The organism is Streptomyces capillispiralis, assembly GCF_007829875.1.
Lineage (GTDB): Bacteria > Actinomycetota > Actinomycetes > Streptomycetales > Streptomycetaceae > Streptomyces > Streptomyces capillispiralis.
This window is the reverse complement of sequence record NZ_VIWV01000001.1, coordinates 170,143-190,239: the sequence shown is the minus strand read 5'-3', so window position 1 is coordinate 190,239 and position 20,097 is coordinate 170,143. Positions and strand designations below refer to the sequence as shown.

13 protein-coding genes are annotated in these 20,097 nt (G+C 72.8%); 6 read left to right on the top strand and 7 right to left on the bottom strand.

Annotated features, from left to right (window positions below; genetic code table 11):
* Window positions 1-52 precede the first annotated feature (52 nt).
* Complete coding sequence (locus FHX78_RS00750; RefSeq protein WP_145865514.1) at window positions 53-1,267, top strand: glycoside hydrolase family 64 protein; 1,215 nt, start codon at window positions 53-55, stop codon at window positions 1,265-1,267.
* A 183-nt stretch (window positions 1,268-1,450) separates the two neighbouring features.
* Here FHX78_RS00750 and FHX78_RS00745 read toward each other — a convergent pair whose 3' ends face one another.
* Both FHX78_RS00745 and FHX78_RS00740 read right to left on the bottom strand, forming a co-directional pair.
* A complete protein-coding gene (locus FHX78_RS00745; RefSeq protein ID WP_145865513.1) occupies window positions 1,451-2,404 on the bottom strand; it encodes an endonuclease/exonuclease/phosphatase family protein in 954 nt (317 codons plus the stop codon).
* 47 nt (window positions 2,405-2,451) lie between these two features.
* Complete coding sequence (locus FHX78_RS00740; protein ID WP_145865512.1) at window positions 2,452-5,097, bottom strand: SpoIIE family protein phosphatase; 2,646 nt, start codon at window positions 5,095-5,097, stop codon at window positions 2,452-2,454.
* A gap of 109 nt (window positions 5,098-5,206) precedes the next feature.
* On the opposite strand from FHX78_RS00740, the gene FHX78_RS00735 reads away from it, so the two are divergent.
* Window positions 5,207-6,301 (top strand): AI-2E family transporter, encoded by a 1,095-nt coding sequence (locus FHX78_RS00735; RefSeq protein ID WP_145865511.1) that lies wholly within the window; start codon window positions 5,207-5,209, stop codon window positions 6,299-6,301.
* Between the two features lie 46 nt (window positions 6,302-6,347).
* Window positions 6,348-7,577, top strand: coding sequence for a cysteine desulfurase-like protein (locus FHX78_RS00730; RefSeq protein ID WP_145865510.1), 1,230 nt, complete (start codon window positions 6,348-6,350; stop codon window positions 7,575-7,577).
* Here FHX78_RS00730 and FHX78_RS00725 read toward each other — a convergent pair.
* From FHX78_RS00725 to FHX78_RS00695, 5 genes are all read right to left on the bottom strand, one after another.
* Entirely contained in the window at window positions 7,558-9,474 is a 1,917-nt protein-coding gene (locus FHX78_RS00725; protein WP_145865509.1) for an AMP-dependent synthetase/ligase, read from the bottom strand. The two genes, FHX78_RS00730 and FHX78_RS00725, sit on opposite strands and share 20 nt — an antisense overlap.
* Before the next feature lie 102 nt (window positions 9,475-9,576).
* Complete coding sequence (locus tag FHX78_RS00720; protein WP_145865508.1) at window positions 9,577-11,106, bottom strand: vWA domain-containing protein; 1,530 nt, start codon at window positions 11,104-11,106, stop codon at window positions 9,577-9,579.
* A gap of 304 nt (window positions 11,107-11,410) precedes the next feature.
* Window positions 11,411-13,060: a M64 family metallopeptidase gene (locus tag FHX78_RS37130; protein WP_208766174.1), complete on the bottom strand. Its 1,650-nt coding sequence runs from the start codon at window positions 13,058-13,060 to the stop codon at window positions 11,411-11,413.
* Between the two features lie 9 nt (window positions 13,061-13,069).
* Complete coding sequence (locus FHX78_RS00705; RefSeq protein WP_145865507.1) at window positions 13,070-13,513, bottom strand: hypothetical protein; 444 nt, start codon at window positions 13,511-13,513, stop codon at window positions 13,070-13,072.
* A gap of 583 nt (window positions 13,514-14,096) precedes the next feature.
* On the bottom strand, window positions 14,097-14,996 hold the full coding sequence (locus FHX78_RS00695) for a universal stress protein (RefSeq protein ID WP_145865506.1): 900 nt from the start codon (window positions 14,994-14,996) through the stop codon (window positions 14,097-14,099).
* 701 nt (window positions 14,997-15,697) lie between these two features.
* Between FHX78_RS00695 and FHX78_RS00690 the strand changes: the two genes are divergently transcribed.
* The 3 genes from FHX78_RS00690 (at window position 15,698) to ppdK (ending at window position 19,772) form a co-directional block, all read left to right on the top strand.
* Window positions 15,698-16,156 carry a cyclic nucleotide-binding domain-containing protein gene (locus FHX78_RS00690; RefSeq protein WP_145865505.1) on the top strand — a complete coding sequence of 153 codons (459 nt, stop codon included), beginning with the start codon at window positions 15,698-15,700 and terminating at the stop codon, window positions 16,154-16,156.
* 38 nt (window positions 16,157-16,194) lie between these two features.
* The gene (locus FHX78_RS00685; RefSeq protein ID WP_145865504.1) at window positions 16,195-16,860 is read left to right on the top strand and encodes a CBS domain-containing protein; all 666 of its coding nucleotides are present in this window, start codon (window positions 16,195-16,197) and stop codon (window positions 16,858-16,860) included.
* A 224-nt stretch (window positions 16,861-17,084) separates the two neighbouring features.
* Window positions 17,085-19,772 (top strand): pyruvate, phosphate dikinase, encoded by a 2,688-nt coding sequence (gene ppdK / locus FHX78_RS00680; protein WP_145865503.1) that lies wholly within the window; start codon window positions 17,085-17,087, stop codon window positions 19,770-19,772.
* Window positions 19,773-20,097 lie beyond the last annotated feature (325 nt).

Genomic DNA, 20,097 nt, shown 5'->3' with positions numbered 1-20,097 from the left:
GAGAGCGCTCTCACACTCTTACCCCACCGACGAAGTCGAATGGAGACAGAGCATGTTCCGCTTGTTCAGACGCAGCATCCTCACCGTGGGCACCGCCGTCGCCACGGTGCTCGCCGGCTCGCTGCTCACCGCCGGGACGGCCGCGCCGGCCGGGGCCGCCGAGGCAGCCGTCCCGGCCACCATCCCCCTGCAGATCACCAACAACTCGGGCCGCGGCGAGCAGGTCTACGTCTACAACCTCGGTACCGAGCTGTCGACGGGCCGCCAGGGCTGGGCCGACGCGAGCGGCACCTTCCACCCCTGGCCGGCGGGCGGCAACCCCCCCACCCCCGCCCCCGACGCGTCGATCACGGGCCCGGCCGCAGGACAGTCCACGACCATCCGCATGCCGAAGTTCTCCGGCCGCATCTACTTCTCCTACGGCCAGAAACTCGTGTTCAAGCTGACCACGGGCGGCCTGGTGCAGCCCGCGGTGCAGAACCCGAGCGACCCCAACCGCAACATCCTGTTCAACTGGACGGAGTACACGCTCAACGACTCGGGGCTGTGGCTCAACAGCACCCAGGTCGACATGTTCTCCGCGCCCTACTCGGTGGGCGTGCAGCGCGCCGACGGCAGCACGACGACCACCGGCCGGCTGAAGGCGGGCGGCTACAACGGGGTCTTCAACACCCTCAGGGGACAGTCCGGAGGCTGGGCCAACCTGATCCACACGCGGTCCGACGGCACCGTGCTGCGCGCACTGTCCCCGCTGTACGGAGTGGAGACGGGCGCCCTGCCGGCGTCGGTCATGGACAGCTACATCAACCGCGTCTGGCAGAAGTACGCCACCTCGACCCTGACGGTCACCCCCTTCGGCGACCGGCCCGACATCAAGTACTTCGGCCGGGTCTCGGGTGACGTCATGAACTTCACCAACACGTCGGGCGCCGTCGTCACCAGCTTCCAGAAGCCGGACGCCTCGTCCGTCTTCGGCTGCCACAGGCGGCTCGACGCGCCGAACGACCAGGTACGCGGCCCCATTTCGCGCACCCTGTGCGCGGGATTCAACCGCTCCACCCTCCTGAGCAACCCCAACCAGCCCGACTCCGGCTCGGCCGGCTTCTACCAGGACTCCGTCACCAACCACTACGCCCGCGCCATCCACGCGCAGATGGTCGACGGCAAGGCCTACGCGTTCGCCTTCGACGACGTGGGCCACCACGAGTCGCTCGTCCACGACGGCAACCCGCGCCAGGCCTCCATCACGCTCGACCCGTTCAGCTGACCGCTCCCGTGCGGCAGACGCACCGGTGGCGGCGCGTCTGCCGCGGCAGGCGCCGCCACCGGTGACGACCACCGGGCCCTCGTCCGGCGCGTTCCCGCCCGCTCCGCTCGGGGCGGGCGGGTACGGCGACCACTCGCGGGCCCGCTCCTCGCGGGCACCCCGGTCCCCGTCGGGCCAGGGAGGTCAGCCGAGGGTGATGCGGGCGACGACCGGCAGGTGGTCGCTGCCGGTGGCGGGCAGGGTACCGATGCGCTCCACGGTCGCCGAACGGGCCATCACCTGGTCGATCCGGGCCACGGGAAAAGCGGCGGGGAAACTGAGGGCGAAACCCCGCTCGGCCACGTTCATCCGGCGGGTCAGCGGGGCCAGACCGCGGTCGTCGACGGTGCCGTTGAGGTCACCGAGCAGCACGACCGTGTCCAGCTCCTCGGCGGCGACGGCCCGGCCCAGCAGACGGGCGCTCTCGTCCCGCCGGGCCGACGCGAATCCGCCCGCCCGCAGGCGTACCGAGGGCAGATGGGCGACGTACGCCGCGATGTCGCCGTGCGGCGTGCGCACCACGGCCCGCAGCCCACGGCTCCAGCTCTCCGTCACCTCACGGGGTTTGATGTCCACGTGCCGGGCATCGGCCAGCGGGTACCGCGACCAGAGCCCGACGGTGCCCCGCACCGCGTGGTGCGGGTAGTCCGCGGCGAGAGCCCGCCGGTAGGCGGGGAGCGCTCCGGGCACCAGCTCCTGCAGCGCGATGAGATCGGGCCCGGCATCGGCCAGCACACGGGCCGTGCCCTCGGGGTCGGTGTTCTCGTCGCTGACGTTGTGCTGCACCACCACCAGGTCGCGCGGACCCGCCCCGGAACCGGGCAGCAGCAGCCCGCCGAAGAGATACGTCCAGGCCGCCCCCGGCAGCAGCAGCGCCACCAGCGCGACGGCGGACCGGCGCAGCAGCGCCAGGACCAGCAGCACGACGACCACCGCGCCGAGCCACGGCAGGAACGACTCCAGCAGACTGCCCGCGCCCACCCCGGAGTCGGGCACCGCCCGGTGGAACACCAGCAGCCCGGCGGCGGCCACCGCCGACGCGGCGATCACCCGCCCCCGCGTCCGGTCGAACCACCCCTCCCCTCTCACCCTCACCATGTCCACCAGGACGATCACACGGCCGGATCAGTTGCCGTCCGCGCACCTCAGTGCCCGGCGGACCCGTGCGGCGGAGTGGGCCGCAGGGCGAGGACGGCGATGTCGTCCTCACTGTCGGCGCCGAGGCCGATGAGCAACTCGTCGCAGAACACGTCCAGGGGCTCGCGGGCGAGCGCGGCCGCGTGCCGGCGAAGCCGGTCCAGGGACGCGTCCAGGGACTCGTCGCGGCGTTCGATGAGGCCGTCCGTGTACAGCAGCACCGTCGTGTGGGCCGGGATCGGATGCCTGGCCCGGGGGCGTGACCGGTGGGGGGCCACCCCGAGCAGCAGCCCCGAACCGTCCTCCAGGTAACGGGCGCGGCCGTCCGGGCCGATGAGCAGCGGCGGCAGATGGCCGGCGGAGGAGTGCACCAGCTCCCACGGACCGTCCCCGGTGCTCTTGACCAGCGCGTAGATACAGGTGGCGGTGGCGTCCGGATACAGGCTGTGGTTGGCCATGTCCAGGCGGCGCAGCACGACGTCCGGCGGCTCCTGACGGTCCACGGCGATGCCCCGCAGCATGCTGCGCAGCTGGCTCATGGCGATCGCCGCGTCGAGGTTGTGCCCGGTGACGTCGCCGATGACGAGCGCCGTGTCCCCGTTGGGCAGGACGAAGGTGTCGTACCAGTCGCCGCCCACCTGGGCGGTGGCCGACGACGAGGCGTAGCGGGCGGCCAGCCGCAGCGGCCCGTCCGACGGCAGCACCGGCAGCAGTGAACGCTGGAGGCGTTCGGCGATGTCGCGGGTCTCCTGGTGCAGCCGGGCGCTGTCGACCCCCAGGGCGAGGCTGCTCACCAGGTCGCGGACCAGCGGCAGGTCCTCCTCCGTGAACGGCCGGTCCCCTCCGCGGCGGGCGATGGTGAGGGCGCCGATGATCTGCCGGCGTGCCCGGAGCGGGGCGACGACCGCGCTGTCCGCGCCCATGGTCCGGAACAGTCCCACGTAGTGGGCGTCCAGCGGACTGGTGACCTCGCCGGGCGACGGGGGCCCGGACAGCAGCAGCGGGCCCGCCCCGCGCAGCGCGCGGGCCAGCGGGCCCCGGGCGGTGTCCGACACCGTCGGCAGCAGGCCCCCGTACCGTTCCGGCCGCGGGCCGTGCGGGAAGCGGTGCGTGATGGAGACCCGTTCCACCTGGGCGCCGTCCACGAACAGGTCCACCGCACACCAGTCGGCCAGGCGCCGGGTGAGGATCCGGCCCACGTCCCGCAGGCCCCCGTCCAGGTCCGGGGCGTTGCTCAGCGCGGTCGCGGTGTCGGCCAGCAGCGTCAGCCGCTCCAGCGCGGACCTGTCCGACCGGCCCTGGTCCCGGCCGTCCTCGCCGGCGCCCGGGGACGGCGACCGGTCCGGCTCCCGCCGCGACGCGGACCGGGCGCGGCCGGCCGGACCGGCGGCGGGACCGGGAGCGGAGGCCCGCGGGGCGAGTTGGGCGACGAAGACGGTGCGCCCGTCGGCCGTCTCCTGCGGCAGGATGACCAGGCGCACGGGAACCAGCCGGCCGTCGCGGTGCAGCGCCGGGAGCGGCACCGAGCGGCCCAGGATCCGCGGCCGGCCGCTGAGCAGCAGCGAGGTGAAGGCCGCGAGGTGCCGTCTGCGCAGGTGCTCCGGGATCAGGGCGGTGAGCGGCCGGCCGACGAGGTCGTCCGCGTTCCAGCCGAGCAGGTCCGCCGCCGGCCCGTTGGCCGCGACGATCCGGTTCCGCTCGTCGGCGGCGATCGTCGGGACCCTGCTCGCCGCCACCTGCCCGGCGTCCCACGGCGCCTGCTCCGAGGGACCGGCACCGGGCTCCCCGGGCACCACCGTCCACGCGGTGGGGTCCACCCCGGCGAGCTGACCGGCGATCTGATCGAGCAGCCACTGCTGGAAGAGGCGCTGCCGGGGCAGGGCCGGGAGGGTCAGCAGATGCTCCGCGCGGGCGCCCTCCTCGGCCAGGTCCAGCACCGCGCGCAGGGTCCGCACGGCCGGCCCGGCGTCCGGCGGCAGCGCCAGGGGCAGCGACCGGACGAGCTCCCCGGCGGGCCACCGGCGCAGCGCGCCCGCCACCGCGGCGGTGATCACGTTGCTCATGTCCTGGGCGACGGCGAGGTCCTGCGGCGGCACGCCGAGATCATGCCCCGCGGCCACGGCCAGCGCCGTCTCGCGCAGCAGGGTGTGCCGGTGCTGCTGCGCCGCCGAGCAGAGCGCCGCCGGCACGTCGAGCAGCGTCACGCTCGCGCCGGGCCCGAAGGGCGCCGCGACGGGCTCCCAGTCCTGCGGGTACCGGGGCGGTCCCTCGGGCCCCAGCTCGAACCACACCGTCTTGCCCCGCTCGCCCGTCTCCACACCGTGACGCGAGGACAGCCGGGCGACCAGCGGCAGGCCCTGGCCCGTACCGGAGTACGGGGGAGCGCCCTGCGGCACGAGCACACGGTCCGGCCTGCCGTCGCCCACCCGCACCCGGACGGTGCCCCCGTCGACGCGGACCGCCACCTCGGCCTCCGTGCGGGCGTGCAGCACCACGTTGGTCACCAGCTCACTGACCAGCAGCTCGGCGGTGTCCGTCAGCTCCGGCGCGACATCGCCGAGGGCGGCCCGCACGAACCGCCGGGCCCGCGCCACACTCCCCGGTGTCCGGGGGAACCGGCGGGACGGTGTCCCGCGGGCATCGACATCGCCCATGTCCTCAGTCTGCCCCACCCGCCCCGGCCCCTCCCCGGCCGACACGGTGGAGCACCACCGGACACCTCCCGGGTGATCACCTCACCGGCGGGCCCCATAAGGTGCCCCCATGTCTGCCACGTTGAACGCGGGAAGAACCCGCGCCGCGCTGCGCACGTCGGCGCGCATCTCCGGTGAGCTGCTGCTGGTCCTGGTGGCGGCCGCGGTGCTGCTCTGGGTCCTCGGCCGGATGTGGCCGGTGGTCTGGCCGCTCATAGTCGGTCTGCTCCTCACCACGCTCACCTGGCCCCCGGCGCGCTTCCTGCGCCGGCGCGGCCTGCCTCCGGCCCTCGCCGCGTCACTGGTGACCGTGCTGTTCCTGCTGGTGGCCACGGGCACCGTGGCGCTGATCGCGGTCCCCGTGGCGTCGCAGTCCGGTGAACTGACCGACGGCGTCGTGGAGGGCATCCAGCGGCTGCGGGAGTGGGCCGCCGGGCCGCCGCTCAACATCGGCGAGGAACGGATCGCCGGGGCCTTCGACACCGCGACCGCCCGCGTCCAGGACAGCGCCGGAACCATCGTCAGCACGGTCGTCACCGGCGTCAGCACCGTCTTCAACGGTGTGGTGACCGCCGTCCTGGGGCTGTTCCTGATGTTCTTCTTCCTCAAGGACGGCCCGCGCTTCCTGCCGTGGCTCGGCCGGCAGCTCCCCGGCCGCCTCGCCACCGACCTCCCGGTCGTGGCCGCCCGCTGCTGGGACACCCTGGGCGCGTTCGTCCGGTCCCAGGCGCTCGTCGGCTTGATCGACGCGGTCCTCATCGGCCTCGGCCTGTGGATCCTGGGCGTACCGCTGGTGCTCCCGCTGGCGGTGCTGACCTTCGTGGCCGCGTTCGTGCCCATCATCGGCGCCCTGTTCGCCGGCCTGGTCGCGGTGCTGATCGCGCTGGTGTCCAACGGGCTGACGGACGCGCTCATCGTGCTGGCCATCATCGTCGGGGTGCAGCAACTCGAGGGCAACGTGCTCCAGCCGATGATCCAGAGCCGCGGTCTCGGGCTGCACGCGGCGGTCGTCCTGCTCGCGGTGACCCTGGGCGGCAGCCTGGCCGGCATCGTCGGCAGCCTGCTCGCCGTACCGGTCGCCGCGCTGGTCGCGGTCGTCTGGAACTATCTGCGCGAACAGCTCGCCGACCCGCCGGAACCGGTGGCCGACGGCACACCCACCTGACCGGCCGACCGGCACACCGACTCCAGCCGCGACGACAGGAAGCCCCATGACGTACGACCTCACCGCCCTGCGCGCCCGGATCCCCGCGCTGGCCGCCGGCACCGCGCACTTCGACGGCCCCGGCGGCACCCAGATGCCGCGGCCCGTCATCGAGGCGATCAGCGACGCGCTGTCCCGTCCGCTGTCGATCCGGGGCGACGGCCTGCCCGGCGAGCGGAACGCCGAGACCCTCGTCGTGGAGACCCGCCGGGCCATGGCCGACCTGCTGGGCGCCGACCCGGCGGGCATCGTCCTCGGGCGCAGCGCCACCCAGCTCACCTACGACTTCTCCCGCACGCTGGCCGGTACCTGGGCACCGGGCGACGAGGTGGTCGTCACGCGGCTGGACCACGACGCCAACATCCGCCCCTGGGTGCAGGCGGCCGAGCGGGCCGGCGTCACCGTCCGCCGGGCCGACTTCGACCCGGCCACCGGTGAACTGACCGCCGACCACATCCGGGCCGTGCTCTCCGCACGCACCCGGCTGGTGGCGGTCACCGCCGCCTCCAACCTGATCGGGACCATTCCCCCGATCACCGAGATCGCCCGGATCGTGCACGAGGCGGGCGCCCTGCTGTACGTCGACGGCGTGCACTACACCGCGCACGTCCCGGTCGACGTCGAGGCGCTCGGCGCGGACTTCTTCGTCTGCTCCCCGTACAAGTTCCTCGGCCCCCACCACGGCGTGCTGGCCGCCCGCCCCGCGCTGCTGGAGACACTGCGCCCGGACAAGCTGCTGCCCTCCACCGACGCGGTCCCCGAGCGCTTCGAACTCGGCACGCTGCCCTACGAGTTCCTGGCGGGCACCCGTGCGGCCGTCGACTTCCTGGCCGGCCTGGCCGGGCGGCCGGGCGGCAGCCGCCGCGAACGGCTGGCCTCGGCGTTCGAGGCGGTGGAGGAGCACGAGCACACCCTGCGCGACCGGCTCGAACAGGGCCTGGCGGCCCTCGACGGGGTCACGGTCCACTCCCGCGCCGCCCGGCGCACCCCGACCCTGCTGATCACCCTGGACGGCCACCGCACCGAGGACGCCTACCGCTGCCTCGCCGGCCGCGGCGTGCACGCGCCCTCCGGTAACTTCTACGCCCTGGAGGCGTCCCGCCACCTGGGCCTGGGCGACACCGGAGGGCTCCGCCTCGGCCTGGCCCCCTACACCGACGACGAGGACGTCGACCGCCTCCTGACGGGCCTGGCCGCCTTCCTGGGCGACCGCGGGGTCAGGAGTACAGCTCCGTGATCTCCCGCGCGTAGGCCTCCTGCGCCGCCTGCCGTTTGACCTTGAGCGAGGGGGTCATCAGCCCGTTCTCCTCGGTGAACTCCCCCTCGACCAGGGTGAAGGCGCGGATGGACTCCGCCCGCGAGACGGCCTCATTGGCGTAGTCGACGGCCCGCTGCACATCGGCGCGCATCCGCGGGTCGCGGACCACCTCCGACATCGGGGTGTCCGCGGGCATCCCGCGCACCGCCAGCCAGTGGGCGACCGTCTCGGGGTCGAGGGTGATCACCGCGGCGACGAACGGGCGGTTGTCGCCGACGACGAGGCACTGGCCGACGGGCGGACGGCTGCGCAGCCGGTCCTCCAGGACGGCGGGGGAGACGTTCTTGCCGCCGGAGGTGACGATGATGTCCTTCTTGCGGCCGGTGATGGCGAGGTAGCCGTCCTCGTCCAGGGCGCCCAGGTCGCCGGTGCGGAACCACCCGTCGTCCAGCACTGCCTCGGTGGCGGCCGGGTCGTTCCAGTACGAGCCGAAGACGATGCCGCCCTTGACGCACACCTCGCCGTCGTCGGCGATCCGCACCGAGGTGCCGGGGACCGGCAGTCCGACCGTGCCGGGGCGCGGGCCGAGCGGCGGGACGATGGTGGCGGCGGCGGTGGTCTCGGTCAGGCCGTAGCCCTCGTACACCATGATCCCGGCCGCGTAGAAGAAGAGATTGAGATCGCGCTCCAGCGGGGAGCCGCCGCTGATGGCGTACCGCAGGCGCCCGCCGAGTTCCTTGCGGACCCGGCGGTAGACCAGCAGGTCGTACAGCGCCCAGGCGGCGTACAGGGCGGGGCCGGGGCCCTTGCCGCGCTCCAGGAACCGGTTGAGGTGGGCCTCGCCGAAGCGTACGGCGATGCGGTGGGCGCGCTCGAAGGAGGCGCCGCGGCCGATCTTCTCCGCGGTGGCCCGGCCGGTGTCGTGGATCTTCTCGAAGAGGTAGGGGACCCCGACCAGGAACGTCGGGCGGAACGTCTTGAGCGCGGGCCGCAGTTCGTCCGGCTTGATGCTCGGGCAGTGACCGATCTCGATGCGCCCCAGCAGACAGGCGATCTGGATGGTGCGGCCGAGGATGTGGGCGAGCGGGAGGAAGAGCAGGGTCGAGGCGGTCTGGTCGGTGACCTCCTTGAAGACCGGGTGCAGCAGTTCGACGGTGTTGGCGGCCTCGGCGTACAGGTTGGCGTGCGTGAGGACGCAGCCCTTGGGCCGCCCGGTGGTGCCGGAGGTGTAGCAGAGGGTCGCGGCGGTGTCGGGGGTGAGGGCGGCGCGGCGCTTGGCGACCTCCTCGTCGGGGACGTCCGCGCCGAGCGCCGTGAGGTCGGCGAGGGCGCCCGCGTCCAGTTCCCACACGCGCGGGGGCGCGGGGTGGACGGCGGTGCCGGTGGTGACCGTGGCGGTGTTCTCCGCGGTCTCGGTAACGACGTACCGGGCGCCGGAGTCGCGGACGATCCACTCCACCTGCTCCGCGGACGAGGTGGCGTACACCGGTACCGTCCGGCCGCCGGCGGACCAGATCGCGAAGTCCAGGACCGTCCACTCGTAGCGGGTGCGGGACATCACGGCCACCCGGTCGCCCGGTCCGACGCCGGCGGCGACCAGCCCCTTGGCCACGGCGGTGACCTCCCGCGCGAAGGCCGCCGCCGTGACCGGGTGCCAGGTCCCGCGCTCCTCGCGCCGCAGGACCACCGCGTCGGGCGCCTCGGCCGCGTTGGTGTACGGGATGTCGGCGACGGTGCCGGTGATCTGCCGGGCGGCGAGGGCCGCGGTGCGGGCCTCGCGCACGACGCCCCGCTCGTCCCTGACGGTCTCGACTCTGGTGCGGCCCGCCAGCTCGGTGCGTCGTTTCGCCCGTTTCAGATCCTTGCGTACGCCCATGACGGCTCCCGGTCGCGGCTGATGCTCTCGTGCTCGTACTGCCGTGCTTACTTACTCGGGAGTCAACTTACCCGCGCGTAAGGAGGAGTCAATGGGCCGGGGTCAGGCGAGTCGGTCCGCCGCGCGGATCGCCTCGGCCAGCGCGCTGACGTCCTCGTCCTCGCTCCTGTCCGCCAGGCTCCCGGCGCGCTCGGAGAGTTCGCCGAGACCGGGCGCGCCGGGCAGGCTGCCGTACCGCTGGTCGTGGGAGCGCAGGGCGTCGGCGAAGTAGGCCGCGGTCGCGGTGACCGTCAGACCGCGCCGCGCCTCCCAGACGGAGCCGGCGAGGCCGTCGGTCTCCAGGTCGCCGGTCTCCTCGTGCGGGGCCCGGCTGTCGGGGTCGAGCCAGCGCACGGTCGCCGTGGCGAGGTGCCCCTCGGCCCCCGCCCGGGTCCGCACCGCGTACAGGGCGGTCACGGTGTGGCCGGGACCGACCTCACCGCCGTCCACCCGGTCGTCGCGGAAGTCCTCGTCGGCGACCCGGCGGTTGTCGTAGCCGACCAGGCGGAACTCGGCGACCGTCTCCGGGTCGAAGGCGACCTGCGCCTTGGCGTCCCGGGCCGTCAGCTCGATGTTGCGGGGCAGCTGTTCGCTGAAGACCTCGCGGGCGTCCTCCTCGTCGGACACGTACACCGTGTGGCCGTCGCCCTTGTCCGCGAGCCGCTCCATGAGCGCGTCCCCGTAGTCGCTGCCCACGCCGACGCCGAACAGGGTGATGCCGTGCTCGCGGCGGGAGTCCGCGATGCGTTCGAGGATCGCGTCGGCGTCGGTCTCCCCGGTGTTGGCGAGGGCGTCGGAGACGAGGACGACGCGGTTGGTGGCGCCTTCGCGGAGCCCCTCGACGGCGGTCTCGTACCCGGCCTCCACACCGGCCCCGAGATTGGTGGAGTCGGTCGGCTCCAGGCTGTCGACGGCGTCGTGGACCTCTCCCCGGTTGCCGCCGAGCCGGGTCATCGGCAGTACGGTCTCCGCCTCGTCGCTGAAGGTGACGATCGCGACGGAGTCGTCGTCGCGCAGCCGCTCCGTCATGGTCGTGAGGGATTCCCGGGCGAGGTCCAGGCGGCCCGGTTCGGCCATCGACCCCGAGATGTCGATGACGAAGGTCAGGGCGGCGGGCGGGCGTTCACCGCTCGGCGCGGCGGGCCTGGTGGCCAGGCCCACGCGGACCAGGGACCAGTCCTCCTCGTCGGTGCGGGCGCCGTCCACGGTGACCGTGAAGCCGTCGCCGCCGGGCCGCTCGTAGTCCTGCCGGAAGCTGTTGACGAACTCCTCCGGACGGACGGTCGACGGGTCGGGCAGCCGGCCCTCGCCGAGGGTACGGCGGGCGTAGCCGTACGAGGCGGTGTCGACGTCCAGCGCGAACGTGGACAGGTAGTCGGGGTCGGGGGCGACCTCGCGGGAGTCCTGCTCGCCCGGGCCGCGCTCGGGCGCGGGCGGTGGCGGGGCCCAGCCGTCGCGCCCGCGGTCGTAGGCGTTGTCACTCGCCTTCGAACCGTCGTCCGTTCCTCCGCCGCATCCGGTGAGCAGCAGTCCGCCCGCCGCCGTGAGCGCCAGCAGCGCTCCGCCCAGTCGTCGTGTCCCGTGCCACTTCATCGTCCGTGCCCCCTTGGTTGGTTGACGCCGACTTCTGTGACTGTGACGGGACGGCGGGCCGGAACGTGCGGTGCGCGGTGTTGCAGGTGGGTCTCGAAGAGGGCACGGACGGGGTCCACCGAGACCGGTAGGTGATCTTCCGTTGACCTGCGCGATATGAGGAGGCGTCGACCGGGCCGGACCGCCCCGATGCCGCCGTCGCCGGTGACCGATGCTCAGCGGGCGTTGCCGGCCTCTCGCGTTCCTCCTGACCGCGGGACGGTCCGGTGACGCGCCTGCCTTGCATGGCCACCCGCTACGAGAACTAGATGTCGCCCGCGACCACGGAGTGCGCGGCGTCGCCGACCTTGGTCCAGGCCAGTCCGGAACCCTCATACCGGTACACGGCGTTCCTGCTCGGAGTCAGCCCGTAGACCGTGTCACTGGCGACGGCGAACTGCGCACCCGCACTACCGGTGAGCCGCCAGCTGTCGGGCCTGCCGAGGTAGGTGTACAGGTCGCCGGAACTGGGATTCGTGGCGAGGAGGCCTCGCCCCCAGTCCCCGGCGTAGAGGGTGCCGGCGGGGCCGCCTATCTTCGTCCAGGAGGTTCCCGAGCCGTCGTAGCGGTAGACGGCGTTCTTGCTCGGGGTCAGTCCGTAGACGGTGTCGTTGGTGATGGCGAACTGGGCGCCCGCGCTGCCGATGAGCTGCCAGCTGTCGGGTGTGCCCAGGTAGCGGTACAGGTCGCCGGAACTGGGATTGGTTGCCACGAGTCCCCAGCCGCCGGCGTAGAGGGTGCCGGCGGGGCCGCCTATCTTCGTCCAGGAGGTTCCCGAACCGTCGTAGCGGTAGACGGCGTTCTTGCTCGGGGTCAGTCCGTAGACGGTGTCGTTGGTGATGGCGAACTGGGCGCCCGCGCTGCCGATGAGCTGCCAGCTGTCGGGTGTGCCCAGGTAGCGGTACAGGTCGCCGGAACTGGGATTGGTTGCCACGAGTCCCCAGCCGCCGGCGTAGAGGGTGCCGGCGGGGCCGCCTATCTTCGTCCAGGAGGTTCCCGAACCGTCGTAGCGGTAGACCGCGTTCCTGCTCGGAGTCAGGGCGCAGATGTTCTTGGCCACCTTCGTCCGGGCGCGGATCACCTGACTGCAGACCTGACAGAACGGGACGCCCAGAGTCCGCATCTTGCAGCCGTGTTCGGGCCGGAAGGCGGCGCAGTGGTAGTAGTGCGCGCCCTCAAAGCAGCCGACCGTGCCGGCGGGAACCGTGCTCGGCCGATCATCCACCGTCGCACAGTTCGGGTTGGACATCGTGGGCAGCGCCGTGCCCGGATCGACCGCCCAGCCCCATTTCAGGGTGTCGCGCCGGGTGTTCTGCGTGACATTCGGCTCGGTCGGCTCACCGGTCGGGTGGACGTCGTGCCCGGTCTCGCCGCTGGTGCAGGCGTAGCACGCGTACTCGTCGGCCAGACCGTACGCCGTGTGGCCGAGCTCGTGAATGGCGATCTCGGTCGCCCCGGGCGCGAGGGAGTACGTGCCGATCGAGCCGCCGCTTCCTCCGTAGATCGTGGAGTTCACCACGACGATCGCGACAGTGAACTCCGGGACCTGGGCGGCGGCCGTCTGGAGCACCGTGGAGCTGTCGCAGACCAGGAGCCGTCTGATGTTGTTCGCGCCGAAGGTGGAGTCGAAGTACGTGCGGGCCGTCGCGCCGGTGCCGCCGGCACCGACCGGGTCGTCGGCGCCCGAGTCGGTGGACGTGACGTTGACCCGCCAGATGTTGACCGACCTCCCGATCTTGTCGTACGGCGGGGTGGTGGTCAGCGCGGTGACGAAGTTGGTGCAGGCGGTGTTGAAGTCTGTCTGCTGGGTGGAGGTGAACCCGTCACCGAGCAGCACGACCGTGAACGCCCGGTTGCGCGGTGCCCTTCCGTGTATCTGGGTGCGGCCTTGGACGGAGCCGTCGGAGGTGGTCATCGCGGTCCCCTATCGCTCAAGCCGAAAGGTGGCGAGGTCGACGTCCTGTCTCACTTCGGCAGGCGGACCGATGACGTCTTCGGCCCGTGGCTCGCGCTCCGGTGGCTCGACATGGACCACGGCGACCTCAGCGGCCTCGGCCGGTGCGGGCACGACCACGGTGAACGCGCCCCGCGCCTCCACGTCCACCCGGGTGATCGGCTTCTGCTGATCCTCGGGGAAGACCTCGGCGCTGTCCCGGAAGGCTCCCCGGGCGGGGACACGGGCGAGGCGCTCCCCGTGGTCGTCTCGCGTCTCCACGACGTAGTCACCGGGACGCGCCGTGGCGCCGGTCTCGAAGTCACTGACGGTTGTGTCGACCGGCTGTTGGGAGACGAGGCGTACCGCATCGCCCTCGTACTCGAAGATGAGGCGCACTGCCGGGACAGGGTCCTGTTGCTGCGGGTTGGTCATGACGAGGCCTCTTCACACGGTGTGACGTTCGGGCATCTCCGTACGCGATGGTCCCGCAAGGTCGATGCGCGTACGTGCGGCAGCGGACTGGCACCGGTGTCGCTCCGTCCCGTCCGGCCAGGGATCGCGCACCGGATGTCGGGACGATCCGAGAGGAAGAAATGTCGGCGCGGCGCGGAGCGGCCTGACCGTCCCGGCCCGTCGGGGACCGGAAGGAATCCACGGCCCCGGATGGGAGTATGTGCCCCACTAGTCTAACACCGCCCCCTCTGCGCGCCCCGGTTCCACGGTGCCCGCCGGGCAGGGCCCCAGCAGCCGGTGAACGGCTCCCAGCGGCGCTCGACGAGCAGCACCCTGCCATCCGGGTCCGGCGCTCGGATGGGGGCTTGTTGGTGTACGGAAGGGCGGCCGACCTGTCCGATGGATGGTCACCGGCGGGCGCGGCGAGACAGCCCTGTACTTCGCGGACCGGGATCGTGTGCAGGGCTGGGTCATCAGCGGGCTGAGCCGGTTTCCGGCTGGTCGGGGCTGGCCCGGCGCTTCGACGTGCTCTCTAGCGGGGTTTACGGTACGTGGCGTTCTCTCAGTCGTGGGGAACCAGCACCACCGGACAGCGCACATGGTGTACCAGCGCGTGCGCGACAGGCCCGGTGCGCGAGCCGACCACCGTTCGGCGCCTCCGGCTGCCCACCACCAGCAGATCCGCACCGTCCGCGGCCCGGACGAGGACGTGTGCCGGGCGTCCCTCGTGGAGGACCTCCTCGACCACGACCGCGGGGTACCGCTCGCGCCAGGGTGCGAGCAGTTGAGCCAGCTCGCGTTCCGCCTCGCTCCGGCGCCGTGTGCGTTGCGCGGCGTCCGGGAGGGCGCGCGAGAGCGGCACGTGCCAGGCGTGCACCGCTCGCAGCGGAGCCCGGCGCAACTCGGCAGCGTGGAACGCGAAGTCCAGCACCTCATCGCACTGACCGTCGATGTCGACGGCGACCGCGACGTCACGGCCGGGCGTGCGGACCGACAACTGTCCGTCGCCTGCCGGCAGATGCTCGTCCTCAACGGTCTCACCGTCGCGTACCAGGACGATGGGCCGTTCGCTGCGGGCCACGGTGGCCATGGCCACCGACCCCGAGACGAACCCGCCCAGGCCGCTGGGCCCTTGGCTGCCGATGACCAGGAGATCGGCGTTCTCCGCTTCGGCGAGCAGGGCCGGAACGGGCGGCTGGGGCACCTGCTCCGCGGTGATGGACAGCCGCGGGTATCGCTCGACCAGCCGGTCGAGGGCGCTGCGCAGCACCTGGCGGGCATGGTACTGAGGGGCCCTCAGCTCCGGCAGCGCCGCCTCGGGGGAGCCCTCCGGCAGGCCCGCCTCCCAGGCGTGCACGAGCCGGAGCGGCAGTCCCCGGCGCAGGGCTTCCCCGGCGGCCCAGTCGGCTGCGGCGAATCCCTCGCGTGAACCGTCGACACCGGCCACGACTGGCCTGTTCATGACCGTCACCTCCCTGGTCACCTCGTGTGTGCGGGACTGCTGGGGCCCCCTCGCCCCGTTCGTCGGGAAGCGGTCATCCGGGCACGTGGCGCGGAGCCGTTCCTCCGCCCGGCGCCGGCAACGGCGCGCGAGGCGCTGCCGCGCGGCGCCCGCCGTATGGGCCCTCCTGCCGGCGGGGGCGGAGGTTCCAAGCGTGCGGCAGCCGCGGTGGCCGGTCACGGCCCACGGCCTCACGTGCCGCCCACTCCGCGACGGCCGGGCCGTCCGCGGATCCGTCGACTCCGGCGACTACGGGCTGCGCCATGACGCACACCTCCTGAAGCTCGGCCGACTTCGGCTTCCGCCACCAGCGTCATGCCGTCCTGGACCATGGGACAGGGGCCAAGAGTCCCGTCGGGGAGGCTGTCCGGCCCCCGCGACGGCTCACTGTCCGGCCCTCTGCGCGGCCGCGCTCACACCCGCTGCGGCACGCCGGCCATGGGCCCCGGGTTGGGTGCGGGAGCGGCGGCACGAGGCCGGTCATAGGGCCCAACGGCCCCTGGTCGGGGCCAGGCGGCCCGTGGTCCTGCGTGACGGCCGGGAGGCAGCCTGGAATCAGCAGCCGCCGGCCCTCGGGATCGGCATCGGCATCGCCGAGGAAGCACGTGCCGCACGACCAACTCGCCGCCCGGCTGCGGCAGGACGATGAAAGGAGCCGCAGGATGACCTCCACCACCACCCTGGCCGTGGCCCTCCCCGCCGAGCACCGCGAGCATCTGATCCGGATCGCCCGCGAGGTGTCCTTCGACATGGGCGCACGCCTTTTCGAGGAGGGCCGGCGCGCGGACCGGTTCTGGATCGTGCGCACCGGGACGGTCGGCCTCGACCTCCACGTGCCCGGTCGGCGGGCCGCCGTCATCGAGTCGCTGGGGCACGGCGAACTGGTCGGCTGGTCCTGGCACTTCCCGCCGTACGTGTGGCACCTGGGCGCCGAAGCGATGAGTCCGGTGCGGGCGTACGAGTTCGACGCGGAGGCCGTGCGGGCCCTGTGCGCGCAGGACGCCGAGTTCGGCCGCGCGATCGCGGTCTGGGTCGGCCGTGTGGTCGCCGCCCGCCTGCATGCGTCGCGCATCCGGCTGCTCGACCTGTACGCCCCGTACGGCAGCGGGAGCCGCTCATGAGCATCACCCGCACCTGACGGACCGAGGAGGGAACGACCATGCTCGGCAGCCCGCGCACCGTCAGCGGTGTCATGACGCACACCGTCGTGGCGGTCGGCCGCGAGGCCCCCTTCAAGGACATCGTCAAGCTCATGCAGCAGTGGAGGGTCAGCGCGCTTCCCGTGCTGGAGGGCGAAGGCCGGGTGATCGGAGTCGTCTCCGAGGCCGACCTGCTTCCCAAGGAGGAGTTCCGGGACAGCGACCCGGACCGCTGCACCCAGCTCCGCCGGCTGTCCGACCTGGCCAAGGCGGGCGGCTTGACCGCGCAGGAGCTGATGAGTACCCCGGCCGTCACCGTCCGCGCCCATGCCACGCTGGCCCAGGCCGCACGCGTCATGGCCCAGCGCGGGGTCAAACGGCTGCCGGTCATCAACGAGGAGGGCGTCCTCGAGGGCATCGTCAGCCGGGCCGACCTGCTCAAGGTGTTCCTGAGGAGCGACGAGGAGCTCGCGGAGGAGGTTCGCTGTGAGGTCGTGGCCCACCTCTTCCCCCTCCCCGCCGAGTCGGTCCAGGTGGATGTGCGGGACGGAGCCGTCACTCTCACCGGCCGCATCCGGGACACCTCCCTCGTGCCCGTCGCGGCCCGCCTGGTCCGCTCCGTCGAGGGCGTGGTGGACGTCGAGTGCCACCTCGTCGGGTCGTCCGCTCCGACCGGGCCACGGTGAGGCCACGGGACCCGTGCGACCGCAGAGCGTCGGCGACCGCGCGTCCCGGCGTGGCAATCCTCCACCGGGACAGGAGAACCGCCCGGCCGCCGCGTGGGCCGACCGGCCCCACCGGACGGGTCGGGCGGCACCTGCCCTGAGGGGGACGGCCGTCCGACGCTGGAAGAGACGGAAAGCCGGCACAGCTGCCGTACGGAGCTGCGGAGCCGAAGGAGCGCGGTCTCATGGTCCGTTACGTGTACGACTTCACGGAGGGCGGTCGTGACCTGGCCGACCTGCTTGGCGGCAAGGGTGCGAACCTCGCCGAGATGACCCGGCTGGGCCTTCCGGTCCCGCCGGGTTTCATCGTCTCCACCGCAGCGTGCCGGGCCTTCCTGGCCACCGGCGCCGCACCGGAGGGCATGTCGCGGGAGGTCTCCCGGCACCTGTCGGCCGTGGAATCCGACGCCGGACGGCGGCTGGGACAGCCGGACGACCCGCTGCTGGTGTCCGTGCGCTCCGGGGCCCGCTTCTCCATGCCCGGGATGATGGAGACGGTCCTGGACATCGGCCTCAACGACGCCTCCGTCCGGGGCTTGGCCAAGGTCTCGGGGAACGAACGCTTCGCGTGGGACTCCTACCGCCGCCTCGTCCAGATGTTCGGCAGCACGGTCATGGGCGTCGACGGGGCACTGTTCGACCAGGTGATGACGCGGCTGAAGGAGGCGCGGGGCGCCCCGGACGACCTGCACCTCGACGCCGCCGACCTCGCCGAACTCGTCGAGGGGTACCAGCAGCTCATCCATGAGGTGACGGGGGAGTACTTCCCGCAGTCCCCAGCCGAGCAGTTGCGCCGGGCGATCCTCGCGGTCTTCCGCTCCTGGAACGGCGGACGCGCCCGCCTCTACCGCCGGCGCGAGCACATCCCCGAGAGCCTGGGCACCGCCGTCACCGTGCAGCGCATGGTCTACGGCAACCTCGGCCGCGACTCCGGCAGTGGCGTCGCCTTCACCCGCGACCCGGCCACCGGACGCCCCGGCCTGTACGGCGACTACCTGCCCGACGCGCAGGGCGAGGATGTCGTGGCCGGCATCCGCAACACCGTGCCCCTCGCCGAACTGGAACGGCTGGACCCACGTTCGTACCGGCAGCTGCACGACCACATGCGGACGCTGGAGCGGCACTACCGGGATATGTGCGACATCGAGTTCACCATCGAGCGCGGCACGCTGTGGATGCTGCAGACCCGCGTCGGCAAGCGCACCGCCGAGGCCGCGTTCGTGATCGCGTCCGAGCTTGCCGACGAAAGGCTCATCACTCGGGAGGAGGGGCTGGCCCGGGTGAGCGGTGACGGGCTCGCTCGGCTGATGTTCCCGCGCTTCGACACGTCCGCGACCGGCGATCCGCTCGCCCATGGCATCGCGGCCTCGCCCGGCGCCGCGGTCGGCGCGGCGGTCTTCGACTCCGCCGAGGCGGTACGGCGCGCCGCGGCCGGCGACCGGGTCGTGCTCGTACGCCAGGAAACCACCCCCGACGACCTGCCCGGTATGGTCGCCGCCCAGGCCGTGCTGACCAGCCGCGGTGGCAAGACGTCGCACGCGGCCGTCGTCGCACGCGGCATGGGCAAGGTCTGCGTGTGCGGCGCGGAGGAACTCACCGTGGACACCGCGGCGAAGTGCTTCACCACCAAGGGCGGAGCCGTTGTCGAGGAGGGAACGGTGATCTCGGTCGACGGCTCCGCCGGGGCCATGTACGCGGGGGCGGCTCCGCTGGTCGACTCGGCAGTCATGCGCCACCTGGAGACCGGCGAGCGCACCGGTGGTGTCGTCGACGCGGTGGCCGACGCCCTGCGCCTCGCCGACGACGTACGGCGGCTGGAGGTGCGGGCCAACGCCGACACACCCGCGGACGCGGCCCGCGCACGCCGGTTCGGCGCGCAGGGGATCGGGCTGTGCCGCACCGAGCACATGTTCCTCGGCGAGCGCCGCACGCTGGTCGAGGAGATGATCCTGGCCCGCGACGCCGCGGGTCGCGACCGTGTGCTGGACGCGCTGCTGCACCTGCAGCGACAGGACTTCGTCGGCATCCTCGCGGCGATGGACGGTCTGCCGGTCACCATCCGTCTGCTCGACCCGCCGCTGCACGAGTTCCTGCCCGACCGGACGGAGCTCGCCCTCCGCGTCGGTGTTGCGGAGGCCCGCGGTGAGCAGCCCGACCCCCGCGACGCCGAACTCCTCGACGCGGTGCGGCGCATGCACGAGGAAAACCCGATGCTCGGCCTGCGCGGCGTACGCCTCGGCCTGGTGGTTCCCGGGCTGTTCGCCGTGCAGGTGCGAGCCGTCGCCGAGGCAGTCGTGGAGCGCACGAGGGCCGGCGGCTCGCCCAAGGCGGAGATCATGGTGCCGCTCGTCGGGGACGTCACGGAACTGCGGCTCGTCCGCGAGGAAGCGGAACAGGTCCTGGCACGGGTCGCGGACACCTCCGGCATTCCCGTGCATTGCCCGGTCGGCACGATGATCGAGCTGCCCAGGGCCGCCCTCACGGCGGGCCGGATCGCCGAGGAGGCCGAGTTCTTCTCCTTCGGCACGAACGACCTCACCCAGACCACGTGGGGCTTCTCCCGCGACGATGTCGAGGCGGCGTTCTTCTCCGCCTACCTCGACAAGGGCGTGTTCGCCGCCTCCCCCTTCGAGACGATCGACCGCGAGGGCGTCGGCCGCCTGGTCGGCATCGCCGTGCGCGAGGGCCGTGCCGCCCGCCCCGACCTGAAGATCGGTGTCTGCGGTGAACACGGCGGCGACCCCGGCTCCGTCCACTTCTTCCACGCCGCGGGACTCGACTACGTCTCCTGCTCGCCGTTCCGTGTCCCGGTCGCCCGCCTGGAGGCCGGGCGGGCGACCGGAGCCGGGGACACCACGAGCGACACGAGGTGACCCGACGACGGAGGCAGGCACGCAGCAGCGGGCGGCAAGGACAACACTGAGGCCAGGCCCGTGACGTCCGCACTCCAGCCCGCGTGGGCCACCGCGTGCACCTCGTCGGCCTCGAAGGCGACGACCGTGCCGTCGATCGCGTGCACCAGGTGCGAAGTCGCCGACGTCCGCAGCGCGACGGAAGCCGGCGTTGCGGTGCATCAGCCGCTTCGTCGTTCACCTGGTGCAGCGGTAGTTCCTGATCAGCGGTAGTTCCTGATCTCCTCGCGTCGTCCGCCGGCCGAGGGGCCCGGCACGCAGCCCCATCGGCCCCGTCCCTGCCGGA

Bases quoted from the DNA above. Each gene is read 5' to 3' on its own strand.
- FHX78_RS00750 (WP_145865514.1), top strand. From the start codon at position 53: ATGTTCCGCTTGTTCAGACGCAGCATCCTCACCGTGGGCACCGCCGTC.
- FHX78_RS00745 (WP_145865513.1), bottom strand. From the start codon at position 2,404: ATGGTGAGGGTGAGAGGGGAGGGGTGGTTCGACCGGACGCGGGGGCGG.
- FHX78_RS00740 (WP_145865512.1), bottom strand. From the start codon at position 5,097: ATGGGCGATGTCGATGCCCGCGGGACACCGTCCCGCCGGTTCCCCCGG.
- FHX78_RS00735 (WP_145865511.1), top strand. From the start codon at position 5,207: ATGTCTGCCACGTTGAACGCGGGAAGAACCCGCGCCGCGCTGCGCACG.
- FHX78_RS00730 (WP_145865510.1), top strand. From the start codon at position 6,348: ATGACGTACGACCTCACCGCCCTGCGCGCCCGGATCCCCGCGCTGGCC.
- FHX78_RS00725 (WP_145865509.1), bottom strand. From the start codon at position 9,474: ATGGGCGTACGCAAGGATCTGAAACGGGCGAAACGACGCACCGAGCTG.
- FHX78_RS00720 (WP_145865508.1), bottom strand. From the start codon at position 11,106: ATGAAGTGGCACGGGACACGACGACTGGGCGGAGCGCTGCTGGCGCTC.
- FHX78_RS37130 (WP_208766174.1), bottom strand. From the start codon at position 13,060: ATGACCACCTCCGACGGCTCCGTCCAAGGCCGCACCCAGATACACGGA.
- FHX78_RS00705 (WP_145865507.1), bottom strand. From the start codon at position 13,513: ATGACCAACCCGCAGCAACAGGACCCTGTCCCGGCAGTGCGCCTCATC.
- FHX78_RS00695 (WP_145865506.1), bottom strand. From the start codon at position 14,996: ATGAACAGGCCAGTCGTGGCCGGTGTCGACGGTTCACGCGAGGGATTC.
- FHX78_RS00690 (WP_145865505.1), top strand. From the start codon at position 15,698: ATGACCTCCACCACCACCCTGGCCGTGGCCCTCCCCGCCGAGCACCGC.
- FHX78_RS00685 (WP_145865504.1), top strand. From the start codon at position 16,195: ATGCTCGGCAGCCCGCGCACCGTCAGCGGTGTCATGACGCACACCGTC.
- ppdK (WP_145865503.1), top strand. From the start codon at position 17,085: ATGGTCCGTTACGTGTACGACTTCACGGAGGGCGGTCGTGACCTGGCC.